This is a genomic window from Rubrivirga sp. SAORIC476 (genome assembly GCF_002283555.1).
In the GTDB taxonomy this organism is placed as follows: Bacteria; Bacteroidota; Rhodothermia; order Rhodothermales; family Rubricoccaceae; genus Rubrivirga.
On sequence record NZ_MVOI01000003.1, the window covers coordinates 1,786,568 to 1,801,642 of the forward strand.

13 protein-coding genes are annotated in these 15,075 nt (G+C 70.8%); 6 read left to right on the top strand and 7 right to left on the bottom strand.

Annotated features, from left to right (window positions below):
- Nucleotides 1-14: 14 nt before the first annotated feature.
- The 4 genes from pyrR to accC are packed head-to-tail and all read right to left on the bottom strand — an operon-like array spanning nt 15 to nt 3,342.
- A complete protein-coding gene (gene pyrR, locus B1759_RS09255; RefSeq protein ID WP_095514720.1) occupies nt 15-521 on the bottom strand; it encodes a bifunctional pyr operon transcriptional regulator/uracil phosphoribosyltransferase PyrR in 507 nt (168 codons plus the stop codon).
- Nucleotides 518-1,324 carry a PhzF family phenazine biosynthesis protein gene (locus B1759_RS09260; RefSeq protein WP_095514721.1) on the bottom strand — a complete coding sequence of 269 codons (807 nt, stop codon included), beginning with the start codon at nt 1,322-1,324 and terminating at the stop codon, nt 518-520. Before B1759_RS09260 ends, pyrR begins: the two co-directional genes overlap by 4 nt.
- Nucleotides 1,321-1,797: a Fur family transcriptional regulator gene (locus B1759_RS09265; protein WP_095514722.1), complete on the bottom strand. Its 477-nt coding sequence runs from the start codon at nt 1,795-1,797 to the stop codon at nt 1,321-1,323. The genes B1759_RS09260 and B1759_RS09265 overlap by 4 nt, the downstream gene beginning before the upstream one ends.
- A gap of 36 nt (nt 1,798-1,833) precedes the next feature.
- Nucleotides 1,834-3,342, bottom strand: a complete 1,509-nt coding sequence (gene accC / locus B1759_RS09270) for an acetyl-CoA carboxylase biotin carboxylase subunit (protein WP_095514723.1) — start codon at nt 3,340-3,342, stop codon at nt 1,834-1,836.
- Nucleotides 3,343-3,451: 109 nt separating this feature from the next.
- On the opposite strand from accC, the gene B1759_RS09275 reads away from it, so the two are divergent.
- A complete protein-coding gene (locus B1759_RS09275) occupies nt 3,452-4,318 on the top strand; it encodes a DnaJ C-terminal domain-containing protein (protein WP_095514724.1) in 867 nt (288 codons plus the stop codon).
- 31 nt (nt 4,319-4,349) lie between these two features.
- Nucleotides 4,350-5,822: a 1-acyl-sn-glycerol-3-phosphate acyltransferase gene (locus B1759_RS09280; RefSeq protein WP_095514725.1), complete on the top strand. Its 1,473-nt coding sequence runs from the start codon at nt 4,350-4,352 to the stop codon at nt 5,820-5,822.
- A gap of 24 nt (nt 5,823-5,846) precedes the next feature.
- On the opposite strand, the gene B1759_RS09285 is transcribed toward B1759_RS09280, so the two are convergent.
- Nucleotides 5,847-6,899 (bottom strand): methyltransferase domain-containing protein, encoded by a 1,053-nt coding sequence (locus B1759_RS09285; RefSeq protein WP_095514726.1) that lies wholly within the window; start codon nt 6,897-6,899, stop codon nt 5,847-5,849.
- A 337-nt stretch (nt 6,900-7,236) separates the two neighbouring features.
- Between B1759_RS09285 and B1759_RS09290 the strand changes: the two genes are divergently transcribed.
- Genes B1759_RS09290 through B1759_RS09305 form a run of 4 tightly spaced genes read left to right on the top strand, consistent with a single transcriptional unit; the run spans nt 7,237 to nt 12,580 of the window.
- The gene (locus B1759_RS09290; protein WP_095514727.1) at nt 7,237-8,784 is read left to right on the top strand and encodes a DUF1800 family protein; all 1,548 of its coding nucleotides are present in this window, start codon (nt 7,237-7,239) and stop codon (nt 8,782-8,784) included.
- Between the two features lie 10 nt (nt 8,785-8,794).
- Nucleotides 8,795-10,534 carry a DUF1501 domain-containing protein gene (locus tag B1759_RS09295; protein ID WP_095514728.1) on the top strand — a complete coding sequence of 580 codons (1,740 nt, stop codon included), beginning with the start codon at nt 8,795-8,797 and terminating at the stop codon, nt 10,532-10,534.
- Nucleotides 10,534-11,541 carry a WG repeat-containing protein gene (locus B1759_RS09300; RefSeq protein WP_095514729.1) on the top strand — a complete coding sequence of 336 codons (1,008 nt, stop codon included), beginning with the start codon at nt 10,534-10,536 and terminating at the stop codon, nt 11,539-11,541. The genes B1759_RS09295 and B1759_RS09300 overlap by 1 nt, the downstream gene beginning before the upstream one ends.
- A 37-nt stretch (nt 11,542-11,578) precedes the next feature.
- Nucleotides 11,579-12,580 carry a WG repeat-containing protein gene (locus B1759_RS09305; protein WP_095514730.1) on the top strand — a complete coding sequence of 334 codons (1,002 nt, stop codon included), beginning with the start codon at nt 11,579-11,581 and terminating at the stop codon, nt 12,578-12,580.
- A gap of 120 nt (nt 12,581-12,700) precedes the next feature.
- On the opposite strand, the gene B1759_RS09310 is transcribed toward B1759_RS09305, so the two are convergent.
- On the bottom strand, nt 12,701-14,440 hold the full coding sequence (locus B1759_RS09310; protein ID WP_095514731.1) for a hypothetical protein: 1,740 nt from the start codon (nt 14,438-14,440) through the stop codon (nt 12,701-12,703).
- Nucleotides 14,441-14,481: 41 nt separating this feature from the next.
- The gene (locus B1759_RS09315) at nt 14,482-15,045 is read right to left on the bottom strand and encodes a T9SS type A sorting domain-containing protein (protein ID WP_095514732.1); all 564 of its coding nucleotides are present in this window, start codon (nt 15,043-15,045) and stop codon (nt 14,482-14,484) included.
- Between the last annotated feature and the right edge of the window lie 30 nt (nt 15,046-15,075).

Sequence of the window (15,075 nt, forward strand, 5' to 3'; positions counted from 1 at the left end):
GACAGAAGACTCTGCTACTCCTCCAGGTACACCGCCGGCTCGCTCGGGTCCACGACGACCCGCTCTGCGTGCTTGGTCGGGACGACGCGACCGACGAAGTCGGGGTGGACCGGGACCTCGCGGTGGCCCCGGTCGATCAGGACGGCCAGGCGGATCGTGCGCGGGCGGCCGTACTGGAGGATGGCGTCCAGCGCGGCGCGAATGGTGCGTCCGGTGAACAGCACATCGTCCACAAGGAGAACGTCTCGGCCTTCTGCGCTGGGGGCGTCGGTGGGGAAAGGCAGAGGCTCGCCGTCTCGGTCGTCGCGAAACCCGGCGATGTGGAGGCTGTGGCGTTCGATCCCCTCCCCAGACGCCTCGGCGAGTGCGTCGGCGAGGCGGTCGGCGAGGGCAGCGCCTCGCGTCTTCAGCCCGAACACGAGCAGTCCGTCGACGCCCCGGTTGCGCTCGATCACCTCGTAGGCGAGGCGGGTCACGGTGCGGCGGACGCGCTCGGGCGTCATCAGGACGGAACGGCTCATGGGCGGGCAGCAGGCGCCAGTTCGGCGCGGTAAACGGTGAGGGCGCGGCCCGTGAGCGCGACGCGGTCGCCGAGCACCTCGACGCCCACCATTCCGCCTCGCCGCGACGCCTGGTAGCAGGCGAGCTCGCTCTGCCCCAGCCGCTCCGCCCAGTACGGGCCGATGGCACAGTGCGCGGAGCCCGTGACTGGGTCCTCCGGAACGCCAGACCCCGGCGCGAAGAAGCGCGAGACCACGTCCGCCTCGGTCGAGGCGTCGGCCGGAGCGGTGAGGATGACGCCACGGGCCCCAAGGCGGGCGACGGCAGCTGGGTCCGGGGCGAGTGTGCGGACGGCCATCTCGTCCGCCAGGACGGCGAACACGTCGAACGGTGTCCGGCCGGTCCACACGGGCGTGGTCCCGAACACCTCCTCGAAGCCGTCCGGCGCAGGCGCCACGGTGGGCGGCGTCGCGGGAAAGTCCATTCTATAGGTGTCCTGGCCTATGCACCGGACCGTGAGCCGACCACTTCTCGTGTCGAACCGTGCCTCGGCGTCGGGCGCGAGGCGGCCAGACTCGAACAGGACGTGGGCGCTCGCGAGCGTGGCGTGGCCGCACAGGTCGACTTCCACCTCAGGGGTCAACCAGCGGAGTCCGAAGGCACCGTCGGGACCGGGAGTCAGGAACGCCGTCTCCGAGAGGTTCATCTCGCTGGCGAGCCCCCGCATCCAGGCGTCCGGGGCAGGGGTATCCAGAATGCACACGGCCGCCGGGTTGCCGGAGAACGGGCGATCCGCAAAGGCATCGACGACGGTGATGGTCATGCCGCAGCAGCCTCGGGTTTGCTCGGGCACGCCTCCCGGCGGCAGTGAGCGTAGACCGTCAGCGCGTGGCGCGCGACCTCGAACCCGTAGATATCGGCGACGGTCTCCTGGATCTCCTGGAGGCGTGGGTCGCAGAACTCCAGGATCTCCCCGCAGTCGAGGCAGATCAGGTGGTCGTGCTGCCAGTAGGCGAAGGCACGCTCGAACTTGGCCTGCTGCTGTCCGAACTGGTGCCGGACGACGAGGTCGCACTCGATGAGCAGGTCGAGCGTGTTGTACACCGTCGCGCGGGAGACGCTGACGCCGTCCGCGAGGAGGCGGGCGTACAGGGTATCGGCGTCGATGTGATCCGAGGTGGCGTAGAGCGCGTCCAGGATGGCGAGACGCTCGGGCGTCCGGCGCTGGCCTCGTTCCTTGAGGAAGGCGAGGAAGCGCTGGCGGACCTCGTCGAGTTGGCGGGTGGTGAGCGACATAAGGCTAGGACGTAGGGCGATGGGCGAGGGATCCGGCTACGCCCCCGTGTGCCTCCGCCGAGCCCACCGGCTGGCGGGGACCGTTGCTCGGGTCGCAGTCTCGCTGGCCGCCTCGGGCGGCGTGCCGAGGCGGGCGAGGGCCGCAGCCAGCAGCGCCGTCCGTTCGGCTTCCGGGGACGGCGCCAGATCCGACGCCTGGAAGTGCTCGCCGACGAAGCCTGTGTCGAATGCACCCGACGTAAAGGCGGAGTGATCCATGACGGTCCGGCAGAACGGAATGGTGGTGCGGATGCCTGCCACGTCGTACTCGTCGAGGGCACGACGCATCCGCGCGATCGCCTCGTCTCGCGTCCGTCCCCAGGTGCAGAGCTTGGCCACCATCGGGTCGTAGTGGACGGGCACCTCGTCCCCCTCTTCGACGCCCGCATCCACCCGGACGCCGGGGCCGGACGGCGGACGGTGCCGGAGCAGGGGACCGGGAGCGGGGAGGAAGCCCGCGGGCACGTCCTCGGCGTAAACCCGGCACTCGATGGCGTGGCCCCAGATCGCGAGGTCGCCCTGCCCGTAGCCCAGCGGTTCACCCTCGGCGATCCGGATCTGCTCGGCGACGAGGTCCAGGCCCGTGATGAGTTCCGTCACCGGATGCTCCACCTGGAGCCGTGTGTTCATCTCCAGGAAGTAGAAGTTGCGGTCGGCGTCGAGCAGGAACTCGACCGTCCCGGCGCCGACGTAGTCGCACGCACGGGCGGCCTCGACTGCCGCCGCGCCCATCGCGTCCCGGAGTTCCGGCGTGAGGACGGCCGAGGGCGCCTCCTCGATCACCTTCTGGTGGCGCCGCTGGATCGAACACTCCCGCTCGAACAGGTGGACGACCTGCCCGTGAGCGTCCGCCAGGACCTGGATTTCGACGTGCCGGGGCCCCACGAGGTACTTCTCGATGTAGACGCGCCCGTCACCGAAGGCACTCTGGGCCTCGCTCCGAGCCCGCTCGAACGACCCCGCGAAGTCCTCCTCACGCTCGACCACACGCATCCCTTTCCCACCGCCGCCCGCCGCGGCCTTGACCAGCACCGGGTAGCCGATCTCGCCGGCGATGCGCTCCGCCTCGGCCGGGTCGTCGATGGCGTCGGGCGTGCCGGGTGCCATCGGGACCGATGTCCCAGCCATCAGCTTGCGCGCCTCCGTCTTGTCCCCCATGGCCGTGATCGCCGCGGGCGGCGGGCCGACCCACACGATCCCGGCCGCCTCGCACGCTTCCGCGAAGGCCGCATTCTCGGACAGGAAGCCGTAGCCCGGATGCACCGCGTCGGCGCCGGTCTGGCGGGCCGCGTCGAGGACGTTCTCCACGACGAGGTACGACTGCGACGATGGGGCCGGGCCGATGCGCACAGCTTCGTCCGCGAGGCGGACGTGGAGCGCGTCGGCGTCGGCATCGGAGTAGACGGCCACGGTCGCGATGCCCCGCTCGCGACAGGTCCGCAGGATGCGGACGGCGATCTCCCCGCGGTTGGCGACGAGCAGTTTGCGGATCGGTCGGGGTGTCATCACGTCGCGGCGTAGAGGATTGGCATAGAGTCTGTATCGGGGAATCCATGACCACGTGACGGTCGTCCCACTGGACGCGCACCGATCACCGGTCTGCCGCTCTTCCCCGATGCCTGAAGTTACCGACTACTACCACCTGCTCGGTGTCCCCGAGACCGCGTCGCCAGACGCGATCAAGCGGGCGTATCGGTCGCTGGCACGGGACTCTCACCCCGACCGCAATCCGCACGACCCGGAGGCCGAGGAGCGATTCAAGCAGATCCAACGCGCCTATCAGGTGCTGTCAGACGCGGCACGGCGTGCTCAGTACGATCACGTCCGCCACGCTGCCCTCGGCAATCTCGGCGGTGGTCTCGACGGTCGCGTCCAGCCGAACGTCGGGTGGCCGTTCGAGCCGGTCGAGGGCTATGACCCGCTCACTGCGCTGTTCTTCGGTGACGAGCCGAGTTCTGCCACGAGGCCCGTCCGCGGTGCCGACGTCGAGGCGCAGGTCAAGCTGACCTTCGACCAGGCGCTACGCGGAGGCACCACCGAGGTCCGACTGGCCGATGGACAAACCGTCCGGCTGACCGTCCCGAAGGGCGTCCGCTCGGGCCTGAAGGTCCGTGTGCGGAACCGCGGGCGCGTCGGCTCGGCGGGCGACCACGGCGACCTGTACGTGACGTTCCGCGTCGACGTGGTGGCGCGGTTCCGACGCGAAGGAGACAACCTCCATGTCATCGAGACGGTATCGGCGCTGGAGGCCATCCTCGGCACGACCCGGTCGATCACGAACGCCTACGGCCAGACGATGAAGGTTCACATCCCGCCGGGGACCCAGCCGGGCGAGCGCCTTCGGCTGCGCGGCCAGGGGGTTGAGACGGCCACGCGCCGGGGCGACCTGTTCGTGGAGGTGCAGGTGACCGTGCCACGGTCGCTTACGGACGCCCAGCGCGAGGCCCTCGCTGCGTGCGCACGCGACTCCGGCCTGATCTAGAGCCGGTCGTGACGCGGTGGTAGTCTTGGGGATGCCCGACGCCGCCGCTCTTCCGCTTCAGTACCGCCTCCTCCGAGGGATCGTTCGGGCCGTCGTCCGGCTGTTCTTCCGCAAGGTCGCCGTCGCGGGCACCCACCACGTGCCGACGGACCGTGGCGGGTTGCTCGTCGCGTGGCACCCGAACGGGCTTATCGACCCCGCCCTCATCCTGTCGACGGTCCCAGGCCGCATCGTGTTCGGCGCGCGGGATGGGCTCCTTCGCTGGCCAGTCGTCGGAGCGATGATGCGCGGCCTGGGGACGGTGCCCATCTACCGCTCCATCGACCAGGAGGGCATGTCGCCTGACGAGCGCCGCGCTGCGAATGCTCGAAGCCTGGGCGCGCTGGCCGAGGAGATCGCGGGCGGCTCGTTCTCGGCGCTGTTTCCCGAGGGCACCAGTCACGACCAGCCGCACCTCGCCGAGATCCGAGCCGGGGCGGCGCGTCTCTACCTCCAGGCGCGCGAGCAGACGCCTCCTGGCCAGCCGCCGCCGGTCGTCGTCCCGGTCGGCTTGCATTATGAGGACAAAGACACCTTTCGCACCGACGTGCTGGTCGCGTTCCACCGGCCCCTCGACCTCGACGCTCTCGGCCTCGATGCTCCGGCCGCCGAGTCTGGCGCCGACGCGGCCCACCGGCTGACTGAGGCCATCGAAGACGCCCTCGAACGGGCCGTTCACCCGACCGCGTCGTGGGAGCTCCATGCGCTCATGCACCGGGCGCGGACACTGATCGCCTGCGAAGCCGCCCGACGACGCGGCGAGCACGTCGCTCCGGAAACGGTCGTCTCTCGTACGACTGGCTTCGCGCAGATCTGGGAGGGGTACCAGATCCGGACCGAGACACACCCGGAGGAGATCGAGGCCCTGCGCCGTGACATCACCACCTACCACGAGTCTCTCCGCCAGCTCGGGCTGGACGATGCCGACCTCGACCGCCCGCCGCGGCTGGGGTCGAGCGTTCTGGTGGCGGGCGCTGTGCTCCAGGCGAGTGCCGTCGTGCTGCTGCTGCCGCCGCTGCTCGTCATCGGCTTCCTCGTCAACACGCCGCCGTACTGGCTGCTGAAGGGGCTCGCGCGGCTCGCGTCGAAGGCCGAAAAGGACACGGCGACGGTCAAGATCTTCGGCGGGCTCGTCCTCTTCCCGCTCGCCTGGGCGATCGCGGGAGTGCTGGCCGGGCTCGGCGTCGTCAAGATGCACACCCTGATGCCGGGGCTGCCGGACACGCCGGTGATCGTCGGCCTCGGAGTCGCCGCGCTGAGCATCGCGGGCGGCGTGGCGGCACTGCTCTACTCCGAGATCGCAGTCGGCGCGTGGCGCGGCCTCCGCGTCCGGATCGCGCGCTGGCGCCACCACCACCAGCTCGACGGCCTCCGCCAGCGCCGGGCCGACCTCCACGACCGCTTCCTCAACCTCGCCGACGGCCTCCACCTGCCGACCTCCGTCATCCCTGGCCCGCCTCGGTGACGCTTTCGAGGCAGACGGGGTGGATCAGCAGCAGGAGCCGGCCGCAGCCTCACCGCCGGCAGACGGAGCGGGCTCGCAGTCGAACAAGCCGAAGTGGGTCGAGCGGTCGCCGAGCACGTCGAAGAACCGGCCGTAGCGCGTGTCCTGTACCATCGCGGCCGAGTTGCCGCAGACGAGCATCGGGCGGCCGGCCTCGAACAGGTGATGGTCGTCCAGCATGAACGCGTGCCGCTGCCCCTCGACGCCACCGCGGTAGATAGCGACCTGGCCGTAGTCCTCGCAGCGGTCCTCGATCAGGTCCGGCAGCTTGAACGCACGGATCGTGGCCGACGAGAACCGAGCGTTGCCCAGCCGGTCGCGCAGGTCGGCATCCTCCACCTCGATGGGCCGCTCGGTCACCGTGCGGACGTCCTTCCAACCCAGGTCCGCCATCATGCGGCGGAAGTCCTCCGTGTAGAGCGCGCCACCCAGGCACTCGCCCACCAGTACCTCGTCGCTGCGGACGGCCTCGGGCAGGCGACGGTCCACGAACACGTCCGAGATGTAGAGTTCGCCGCCGGTCTTGAGCACGCGGTCGATCTCGGCGAAGACGGGCGCCTTGTCGGGCGCGAGGTTAAGGACACAGTTCGAGATCACGACGTCCACGGAGCCTTCCTGGATGCCGAGCGCGGCGAGGTCCTCCATGGTGCCCAGCAGAAACTCGGTGGTCGGCGTCGGGTGGCCGAGCGCGTCGGCGACCGCCTGCTGGTGGCGACGGGCGACCTCGATCTGCTCCTCCGTCATGTCGACCCCGATCACGCGCCCGGTCGGGCCGGCCAGCGCGGCGGCGACGAACGCGTCGCGGCCGGTGCCGCAGCCGAGGTCGAGGACCGTCATCCCCTCCAGCGCGGGGGGGATCGGCGAGCCGCAGCCGTAGAACTTGCTCATCACCTCGTCCGGCAGCAGCGAGAGGATCGGCTTGTGATGCTCCGGGACCGCCTCGTCCGAGCAGCACGCTGTCGTCTTGAGGTCCGTCGTGGCCTGGAGGGTCTGGCCGTAGTACGTGCGGACCTGATCGTGGGTGAAGGTGGCTTCCATGAGGCGCGAGAGGGGAGGGCAGTGAGGACGACGCGACGGCGCAAGTTCTCACGTCTCGCAGGCCGCCACGACGAGAATGAGAGGTCGGCCTACACACCTCCGCACCGTCTCGACTGCCTCGGGCCGGCTGCCGAGGTAACCGGTCGCGCTGAGGATTGACTGAGGATGAGCGCCTGACCTGAGGGGTGCGGCCGCACGGACCGTCGAATCCAGGCGCAGGAGGATCCTTTCGGCGATCTGCACTGCCCAGAAATGGAGCGTGGTGACTCCCGACCCCGGCCGGTGATCAAGAGTGCGCGGAAGCGGCCGATAGCTTTACTGGAGGTACGGACAGGCCGTGCTCCCACCACTCCCGACCGCGATGCACCGCCGCGCCTTCCTGACGCGCTCGACGAGTCCGGCCCGCCCGGCCTCGCACCGGCACGCTGCCCTCGTCGCCGACCTCACGCCCTACACCGGGCCGTGGACACCGACGCAGGCCGCCCACCTCGTCCGCCGGACCCACTTCGGAGCCTCTCGGCAGGACGTGGTGTCTGCGCTGGTGGCAGGCTCGGCCGGCGCAGCGGCCAGCGCTCTCGTCAACAAGGCGGCCAGTCGACCTCTGCCCGACGCGCCCGGGTGGGCGGGGACGATCACGTCCGACAACGGCCTCAACACCCTCCGCGTCTACGAGTGGCAGCGGGCGTGGTACACCGAGATGGCCGCAGGCGGACTCCGCGAAAAGCTGGCGCTGCTCTGGCACGACCACTTCGCGACCGGTCACGAGGTCTACCGCCACGCCGCGTTTGCCGTCGAGTACCTGACGTTCCTTCGCGAGCACGCCGTCGGTCCGTTCCGGCCGCTTCTCCAGGGCATCGGCACGCGGCCGGCCATGCTGCGTTTCCTCGACAACGAGCAGAACGAAGCGGGCAACCTCAACGAGAACTACGCCCGCGAGATCCTGGAGCTGTTCTCGATGGGCCTCACCGCCCCCGACGGCTCGCCCAACTACACCCAGGGCGAGATCGTCGAGGCCGCCCGCGCGCTGACGGGCTGGACCATCGACGATGCCAACGTCCGCGCCCGCTTCCAGGGCAGTCGCTACGACAACGGCCTCAAAACCATCTTCGGCCGCCGCGGCCGGTGGGACCACGACGACCTCGTGGACCTCATCTTCGAGGAGCGCGGGGCGTCCGTGGCGCACTTCCTGGCAGGCAAGCTGTACGCGTGGTTCGTCCATCCCGTCCCGAACGCCGGTGTGGTGGCCGCGCTGGCGGACGTGCTGGTCCAGACCGCCTTCGACGTCCCCGCGGCGCTGAAGGCGCTCCTGTCGAGCGCCCACTTCCACGACCCTTCCGTCGTCGGCGCGCGGCTCAAGACGCCGATGGAGTTGCTGGTCGGCTTGCAGCGCGAGCTCGGCCTGACACCGTCGCAGGACGTGCTGGAGCAGTTCCGCGAGGTCAGCGAGTCGCTCGGGCAGGAGGTCCTCAACCCGCCGTCGGTGGAGGGCTGGCCCGGCTACGACGACCCGCTGGAGTACCGCGCCTGGGTCACGACCGGCACCATTCCGGAGCGCCGCGGCATCTCGGAGGCAGCCATCTTCGGCGACGGCCCCTTCCCCGAGGTGGACCCGCTGCCGCTCGTGGAGCAGCTCTCGGACCGCTTCGACCCGTACCGCCTCACGCGCGACCTCGCCGCCCACCTGCTGGCGGTCCCCCTGACCGACGCTGCCGCCGACGAGCTCGCCGAGCAGACCGTCCTCGACGGTGTGCCGATGTCGTACACCCGCGAGGAGCGGCAGGGCTTCTGGACCGAGATCGTGGTCTCGTCGGAGCCCATCGCGCGGGACCGCTTGCGCCAGCTCCTCGCCGCCCTCGTCAACCTGCCGGAATACCAGTTGGTCTGATGCGTGATGCGTGATCCTCTCGCTCGGCCTCGGTGCTCTCGCCGGAGAGTCACGCATCACGCATCTCCCGAGCACGCTCTCTGCGACGCCCCACACCGTCCTCCCCATGTGCGACCACCACCACCACGCGCCGCCACGCCGAGCCATCTCGCTCGACTACGGGCGCGACCACGACCGCGACCACGCGGCCTGGAGCCGACGCGACTTCCTGACGAGCGCCACCACGGCGGCGGCCGGGGCCTTTCTGATCGGCCACGGCGCGAACGCGCGAACCGTCCGGGCGTCGTCGCACACCCCGCTGCTGCAGTCGCTCGGACAGGCCGAGACCGACCGCGTGCTCGTCATCATCCAGCTCGGCGGTGGCAACGACGGGCTCAACATGGTTGTCCCGTACACGAGCGACGCCTACTACCGCCGCCGCCCGACCATCGGGCAGGCCGCGTCGTCGCTGATGACGCTCGACGAGGACTACGGCCTCAACGGCGCGATGAGTTCGCTCGACCCGATGTGGGGCGCGGGCGATCTCGCCGTGATTCACTCGGCGGGCTACCCGAACCACAACCGCTCGCACTTCCGCTCGACCGACATCTGGGCATCGGCGTCGAACCACAACGAGGTCCGCACGGACGGGTGGACGGGGCGAACCGTGGACCGCATGTTCCCCGGCCACACGCAGGACCCGCTGGAGTACCCGGTCGCGATCCGGATCGGCGGCGCGTCGTCGCTGCTGACGCGCGGCTCGGCCGGAGCGCTGGGCATGAGCTTCTCCAACCCGGACCAGTTCGACCGCCTCGCGCAGACGGGCCAGTACTACGACGAGTCAGACGTTCCCGCGACGCTGGCGGGCGACGAGCTGCGGTTCGTGCGCGAGATCTACAACTCGGGCCTCCGCTACCGCCAGGCGGTCTACGACGCGTCCCAGGCAGGAAGCAACGACGGCGGGGCGAACTACCCCGGCGGCAGTCTCGCGTCCTCGCTGGCCTCCGTCGCACGGCTCATCAAGGGTGGCCTGCCGTCGCGCATCTACGCCGTCTCCATCGGCGGCTTCGACACACACTCGAACCAGCTCAGCCGTCAGCCGGGCCTGCTGCGTCAGATCGCGGACTCCGTGACCGCCTTCAACGCCGACCTCGGCGCCGACGCGAGCCGGGTCCTCACGATGACCTTCTCCGAGTTCGGGCGGACCATCGGCCAGAACGGGGCGGGGGGGACCGACCACGCCGAGGCGTCGCCGATGCTCCTCTTCGGCCCCGGCGTCGGCGGCGGGCTCTACGGCGAGGGTCCCGGACCGATCCTCGACAGCCTCCCCCAGAACGCAAGCGCGTTGCCGATGTCAGTCGACTTCCGGCGCGTCTACGCGAGCCTGCTCGGCGGCTGGTTCGGGCTGAGCGCTTCCGACACGGCGTCGGTGCTGGGCGGCGGGTTCTCCGTCCTCGACGGGCTGGTGGCCGGTGCCGGTCCGGTCAGCACCACCGCGCCGCCCGAGGCGGGCTCGCTCCGCCTCTCGGTCGGCCCCAACCCGACGGCCGGGCACGCGCGGGTCGCGGTCTCCCTCGACGGACCGGCCGCGGTCCGGGTCGAGGTGGTGGATCTCCAGGGGCGCACCGTCCGCGTCCTCGCCGACGGCACGCTGCCCGCAGGCGACACGGCACTCCCGCTCGACACCGCCGGTCTCGCGGCCGGCCTCTACCTCGTCCGCCTGCGCACGCCGCGCGACGCGCGGACCGTCTCCCTCACCGTCGTCCGCTGATGACTCGCTTCCTCTCGCTTCTCGCGCTCGTCCTCCTGCTCCCGGCCTGCGACGCCTTCGGCGGCGGCGACACCGCCTCCGTCGACGGATACCCGGTCCTGTTCGAGGGCCAGTGGGGCTTCATCGACAGCGAGGGCCGGTTGGTGAGCACGCCGTCGTTCGACTTCGCCGACGAGGTCGTCGGCGGGCTCTCGGTCGTCCGCCAGGGCGCCGACTGGGGCTACGCCCGGCCGGACGGGCGTGTCGCCATCGAGCCGCAGTTCGTGGCCGCGGGTCGGTTCGAGGGACGCCTCGCGCCGGTCCGCTCGGCCGCCGAGGGCTGGTTCTACATCGACGAGACGGGCGGGCGCGTGGGCGAAGCCGGCTACGACATCGCCGAGCCCCTGTCCGATGGGCGAGGAGCCGTCCGCCGCGGTTTCCTGTGGGGCTACGTCGGTGAGGACGGCGCGCTCGCCGTGGACCTCCAGTTCGCCGCCGTCGGGCCGTTCGCCGAGGGACTCGCGGCGGTGCAGACGGCCGAGGGCTGGCGCTACATCGACCGGAGCGGAGCCTTCGCCTTCGCGACCGCCTTCGAGGAAGCCGGCGCGTTCTCCGAGGCGGGCCTGGCCCCCGTCCGTGAGCTGGGCAGCGAGGTCTGGAAGTATGCCGACCGCCAGGGCCGGATCGCGATCAACTCGACGTTCGACGCCGCCGAGCCGTTCTCGGAAGGCGTCGCAGCGGTCCGCGTGGACGACAAGATCGGCTTCATCGACCGCGACGGCGCTTTCGTGGTCGAGCCGACGCTGGCGTCGGCGGGTGCGTTCTCGGAAGGCCGCGCGGCGGTCCGGTTCAGCAACCGCTGGACGTACGTCCGCCGCGACGACGGGCTGATCATCACGAGCCCGGCCTACTCGACCGCGAAGCCGTTCCGCGGCGGGCTGGCGCAGGTGACGACGGGCAGCGGCAACAACCTGCGCGTCGGCTACATCGACCTCGACGGCGCCGTCGTCTGGGAGCCCACTCGCTGACCCGCGTCTTCCTCCTGGCTCGCAGCCTCTCCTCTCCATGCGTCCGCTTCTTTCCCTCCTCCTGCTCCTCGTCCTCGCCTCCGGGTGCGACACGTTCGGGGGCGACGACGCCGACTCGAGCGCCCGCCTGTTCCCTGCCCGGCAGGACGGCACGGTCGTGCTGATCGACGCATCCGGGCGCGTGGCGGTGACCCTCGACGGGTACAATTACGCCCGTGCGGGGGCCGAGGGCCTCACCCCGGCGCGGCGTGAGGGCAGCCCCAAGGTCTGGGACTACTACCGCACCGACGGCGAGGTCGCGTTCTCGGTCCAGGCCGACGAGGCGCTCGCTCCGAGCGAAGGGCGCGTCCGCGTCAAGATCGACGGCAAGTTCGCGTTCGTCGACACGGAGGGCCGTTTCCTCATCAACCCGTACCTCAACGAGGCCGGCGACTTCTCGGAGGGACGCGCGCGCATCCGCACGACCGGGAGCCAGTGGGGCTTTCTCGACCGCGACGGCCAGATCGTGGTGCCGCCCACGTTCCAGGAGCTGGGCGACCTTCACGACGACCGCGCCCTCTTCCGACGCGATGGCAAGGTCGGCTACGTGGACCGGACCGGTGCGGTCGTGATCCCGGCCGTCTACGACGACGCACGCGACTTCTCCGACGGCCGCGCGGCCGTCAAGCAGGGCCAGCGCTGGTTCTACATCGACACCCGGGACCAGCGCCTCGGCGACGGCCAGACGTTCATCTCGGCCGGCGACTACCGCGAGGGCCGCGCGCCGGTGCGCACCGAGAACCCCTGGGAGTTCGTCGACGGCGACGGGGTGCGCGTCATCGAGCCGCAGTTCCAGGGCGCCCGCGCCTTCAAGGGAGGCCGCGCCGCCGTCAAGATGGACGGCCTGTGGACGTTCGTCCGTCCTGACGGCTCGTTCCTCCGTGCGCCCGAGTTCGATGAGGTCAACGACTTCGCGGGCGGCCTCGCGGCGGTCTACCTCGGCAACAAGGTGGGCTACATCGACGAGGAGGGGGCGACGGTCTGGCTGCCGCGCAACTGACCACCGGGCGACACCTCCGTCGTTGCGAACGCTGGAAACGACCGGAAAGCGGCGAACGCCCGGATCCGACAGCGGCCGCGCTCCGGAGAGCACGGCCGCTGGACCGGAGCCGAATCGTGACTAGCGGAGGCCGTCCTGTTGTCCGTCGGCCGCACGCTCGGCCTCGATGGCGTCGAGGCGGGCGCGCAGGGCGTCCAGCTCGGCCGTGATGCGGGCCTCGTTGTCACGGACCGACGCGGCGCGCTCGGCCGCGATGTCGGACGACGTCAGCGCTCGGCCTGCCGGGCCCTCGCCGTCGGCTGCAGACGCAGCGCCGTCGGCCAGGTTCGAGACCGCCGTCCCGTACGCCGTCGGGACAAACAGCAGCGACAGCTGGTGGTCGATCGAGGTCGCATCCCCATTCAACTCTGACCCGACGAGGCAGAACGTCGTCGTGCCTGAGGGGACTGAGAACAGGCCGCTCGGGCTGGCGGAGAAGTTGTAGAACCCTGACGCGACGGCGGACGGGATGCTGATGTCGAAGTCCGAGGCGCTCCCGGCCGTCGGCGAGGCGTCGCAGTCGGTGGTGACCGCGAACTCGGCGGCCGAGGCCGACCCGCCCGACGTGTGGGCAAACTGCACATCGACGGACGCGATGGCGATCACGTAGCCGCTGGCCGGGGCCGTCAGGGTGCGCGAGAGGAGCACCTGATACCCGGGCGTCAACGTGACGAGGGTCCCCGAGAACGCGTTGGCGGCGCCCGCCTCCTGGCTCGTCTCGGCCGCCGAGACCGCGTCGGTGGGGAGGATCACCGAACCGTCGCCCGCTACAGCGTCGTCGAAGAGCGACCGGTTGGTGCCCACACCGAGGGTAGTCCTGGACCCACCGGCGTTGTTGCCGTTGACCTGGAAGGCGGCTCCACCGGTGCCATTGGCGACCGTAAAGAACCCACCCGTGCCGCCCCCGTCGGGCTCGATGCGCGTGTGGATGACGCCATCCTCGGTGTACCAGTTGCTCTCCCCGCCCGTGTTGCTGTCGTTCCGGACATCGAAGCCGACGAAGCCGGCCTCCGGGTCGAGCGGGTTGGGCGTGGTGAACACCCGGAATTCGGCCGTGCTTGTCGCGGCACCCACGTTCACGGTGGACCCGTCCAGGGTCATCAGATCCTCGCCCACGCCGGGCAGCATTACAAACCCGTCCGCCCCGCCCCCGGTCGCGTCGGTGATCGCGAACGTCCCGGCCGGGCGCTCCGTCCCGTTTCCGTAGACGCGGTACTCCCACGTCCGGCCGCCCTGCACCGACCGCAGCCGGAAGCGCATCAGCTGGTCGGAGATGAACACCGGCGTCACGTCGCGCGTGATGAACCCGATCTGGCCCAGCGCTCCGGTGATTTGGAGCGGTGCCCCGTTAGCGACCGTGATGAAGCGGCCGTTGTCGTACGAGTCCTGCAGCGTGTTGCCCGGCGCAAAGCCACTGCCCGCACCGTCCGCCTCGCGCCCGAGGGCCACCGGCGCGCTCGCCGGCGCGCCGTCGACCGAGACGGTCAGCCAGCGGGCCTCTTCCGGAAGCGCCGCCCGACTGCCGAGCAGCGTCAGGAACCGGCCGCCCACCACCGCCACGTCGTGCGCCTCCTGCCATGCCGGGGCCGAGCCCGACTCGGCGTCAGCAGCCGAGGCATAGGCACGGAAGACGAGCGCCCGCGAGCCGTCGGGCAGCGGTGCACCGTCGGCGTCGGTCAGCAGGCCCGAGTAGGTCACTCGCGTCGGCGCCTCGATGGCAGGCTCAGTCGGCTCCGTGGCCAGATCCTGTGCGGTGACGGGGAACGCGAGGAGCACGAGCGCGCAGAGGAACGCAGCCCTGGTGAAGGTGGGGGCAGTCATGGGACGTGTCGGGGTGGAGACAAGAGGAGTCGAAGCGAGCGTCAGCGGACGACCGTGAGGCGCGTGGCGTGGACCGTCTCGCCAGCGACGAGGCGGACGTGATAGAGCCCCGGCGCGAGGCGGTCGGTGGGCAGGGCGGCCGTGTGGCGCCCGGCGGACTGGGGGCCGTCGACAAGCACGGCCACGCGGCGGCCCAGCGCGTCGAAGACGGCGAGGTGGACGCGGCCCGCCTCGGGCAGCGCGTAGGGAACGCGGGCCCGGTCGCGACTCGGGTTGGGCGCGGCGGCGCCGAGTTCGATCTCCGTGACCGCGGCCTCTGCGAGTGCGGCGGGCCCAGGCAGGACCGCGTCGCGCTCGACGACGGGGTTGGCCACGGGCACGATGGCCTCGGTCCAGATCAGGGCCGTGCCGGAGACAAGGGGGGCGGCGCGGGTGGCGTGGGCGACGAGCCGGACCGGTCCGGCCTCGGCCGAGACCGGGACGGCGTAGAGCGTCGTGAGCCGGGTCGTGCTCTGGGCGGCGACGACGTCAGCGACCCCGCTACCGAGCGTTACCGCGAGGAACAGCCCGAACGTTCGGGCCGGTGACCATGGAGAGGAGTGCATCGGCGGGTGGTGTGCGGCGTGAGGGGCAGA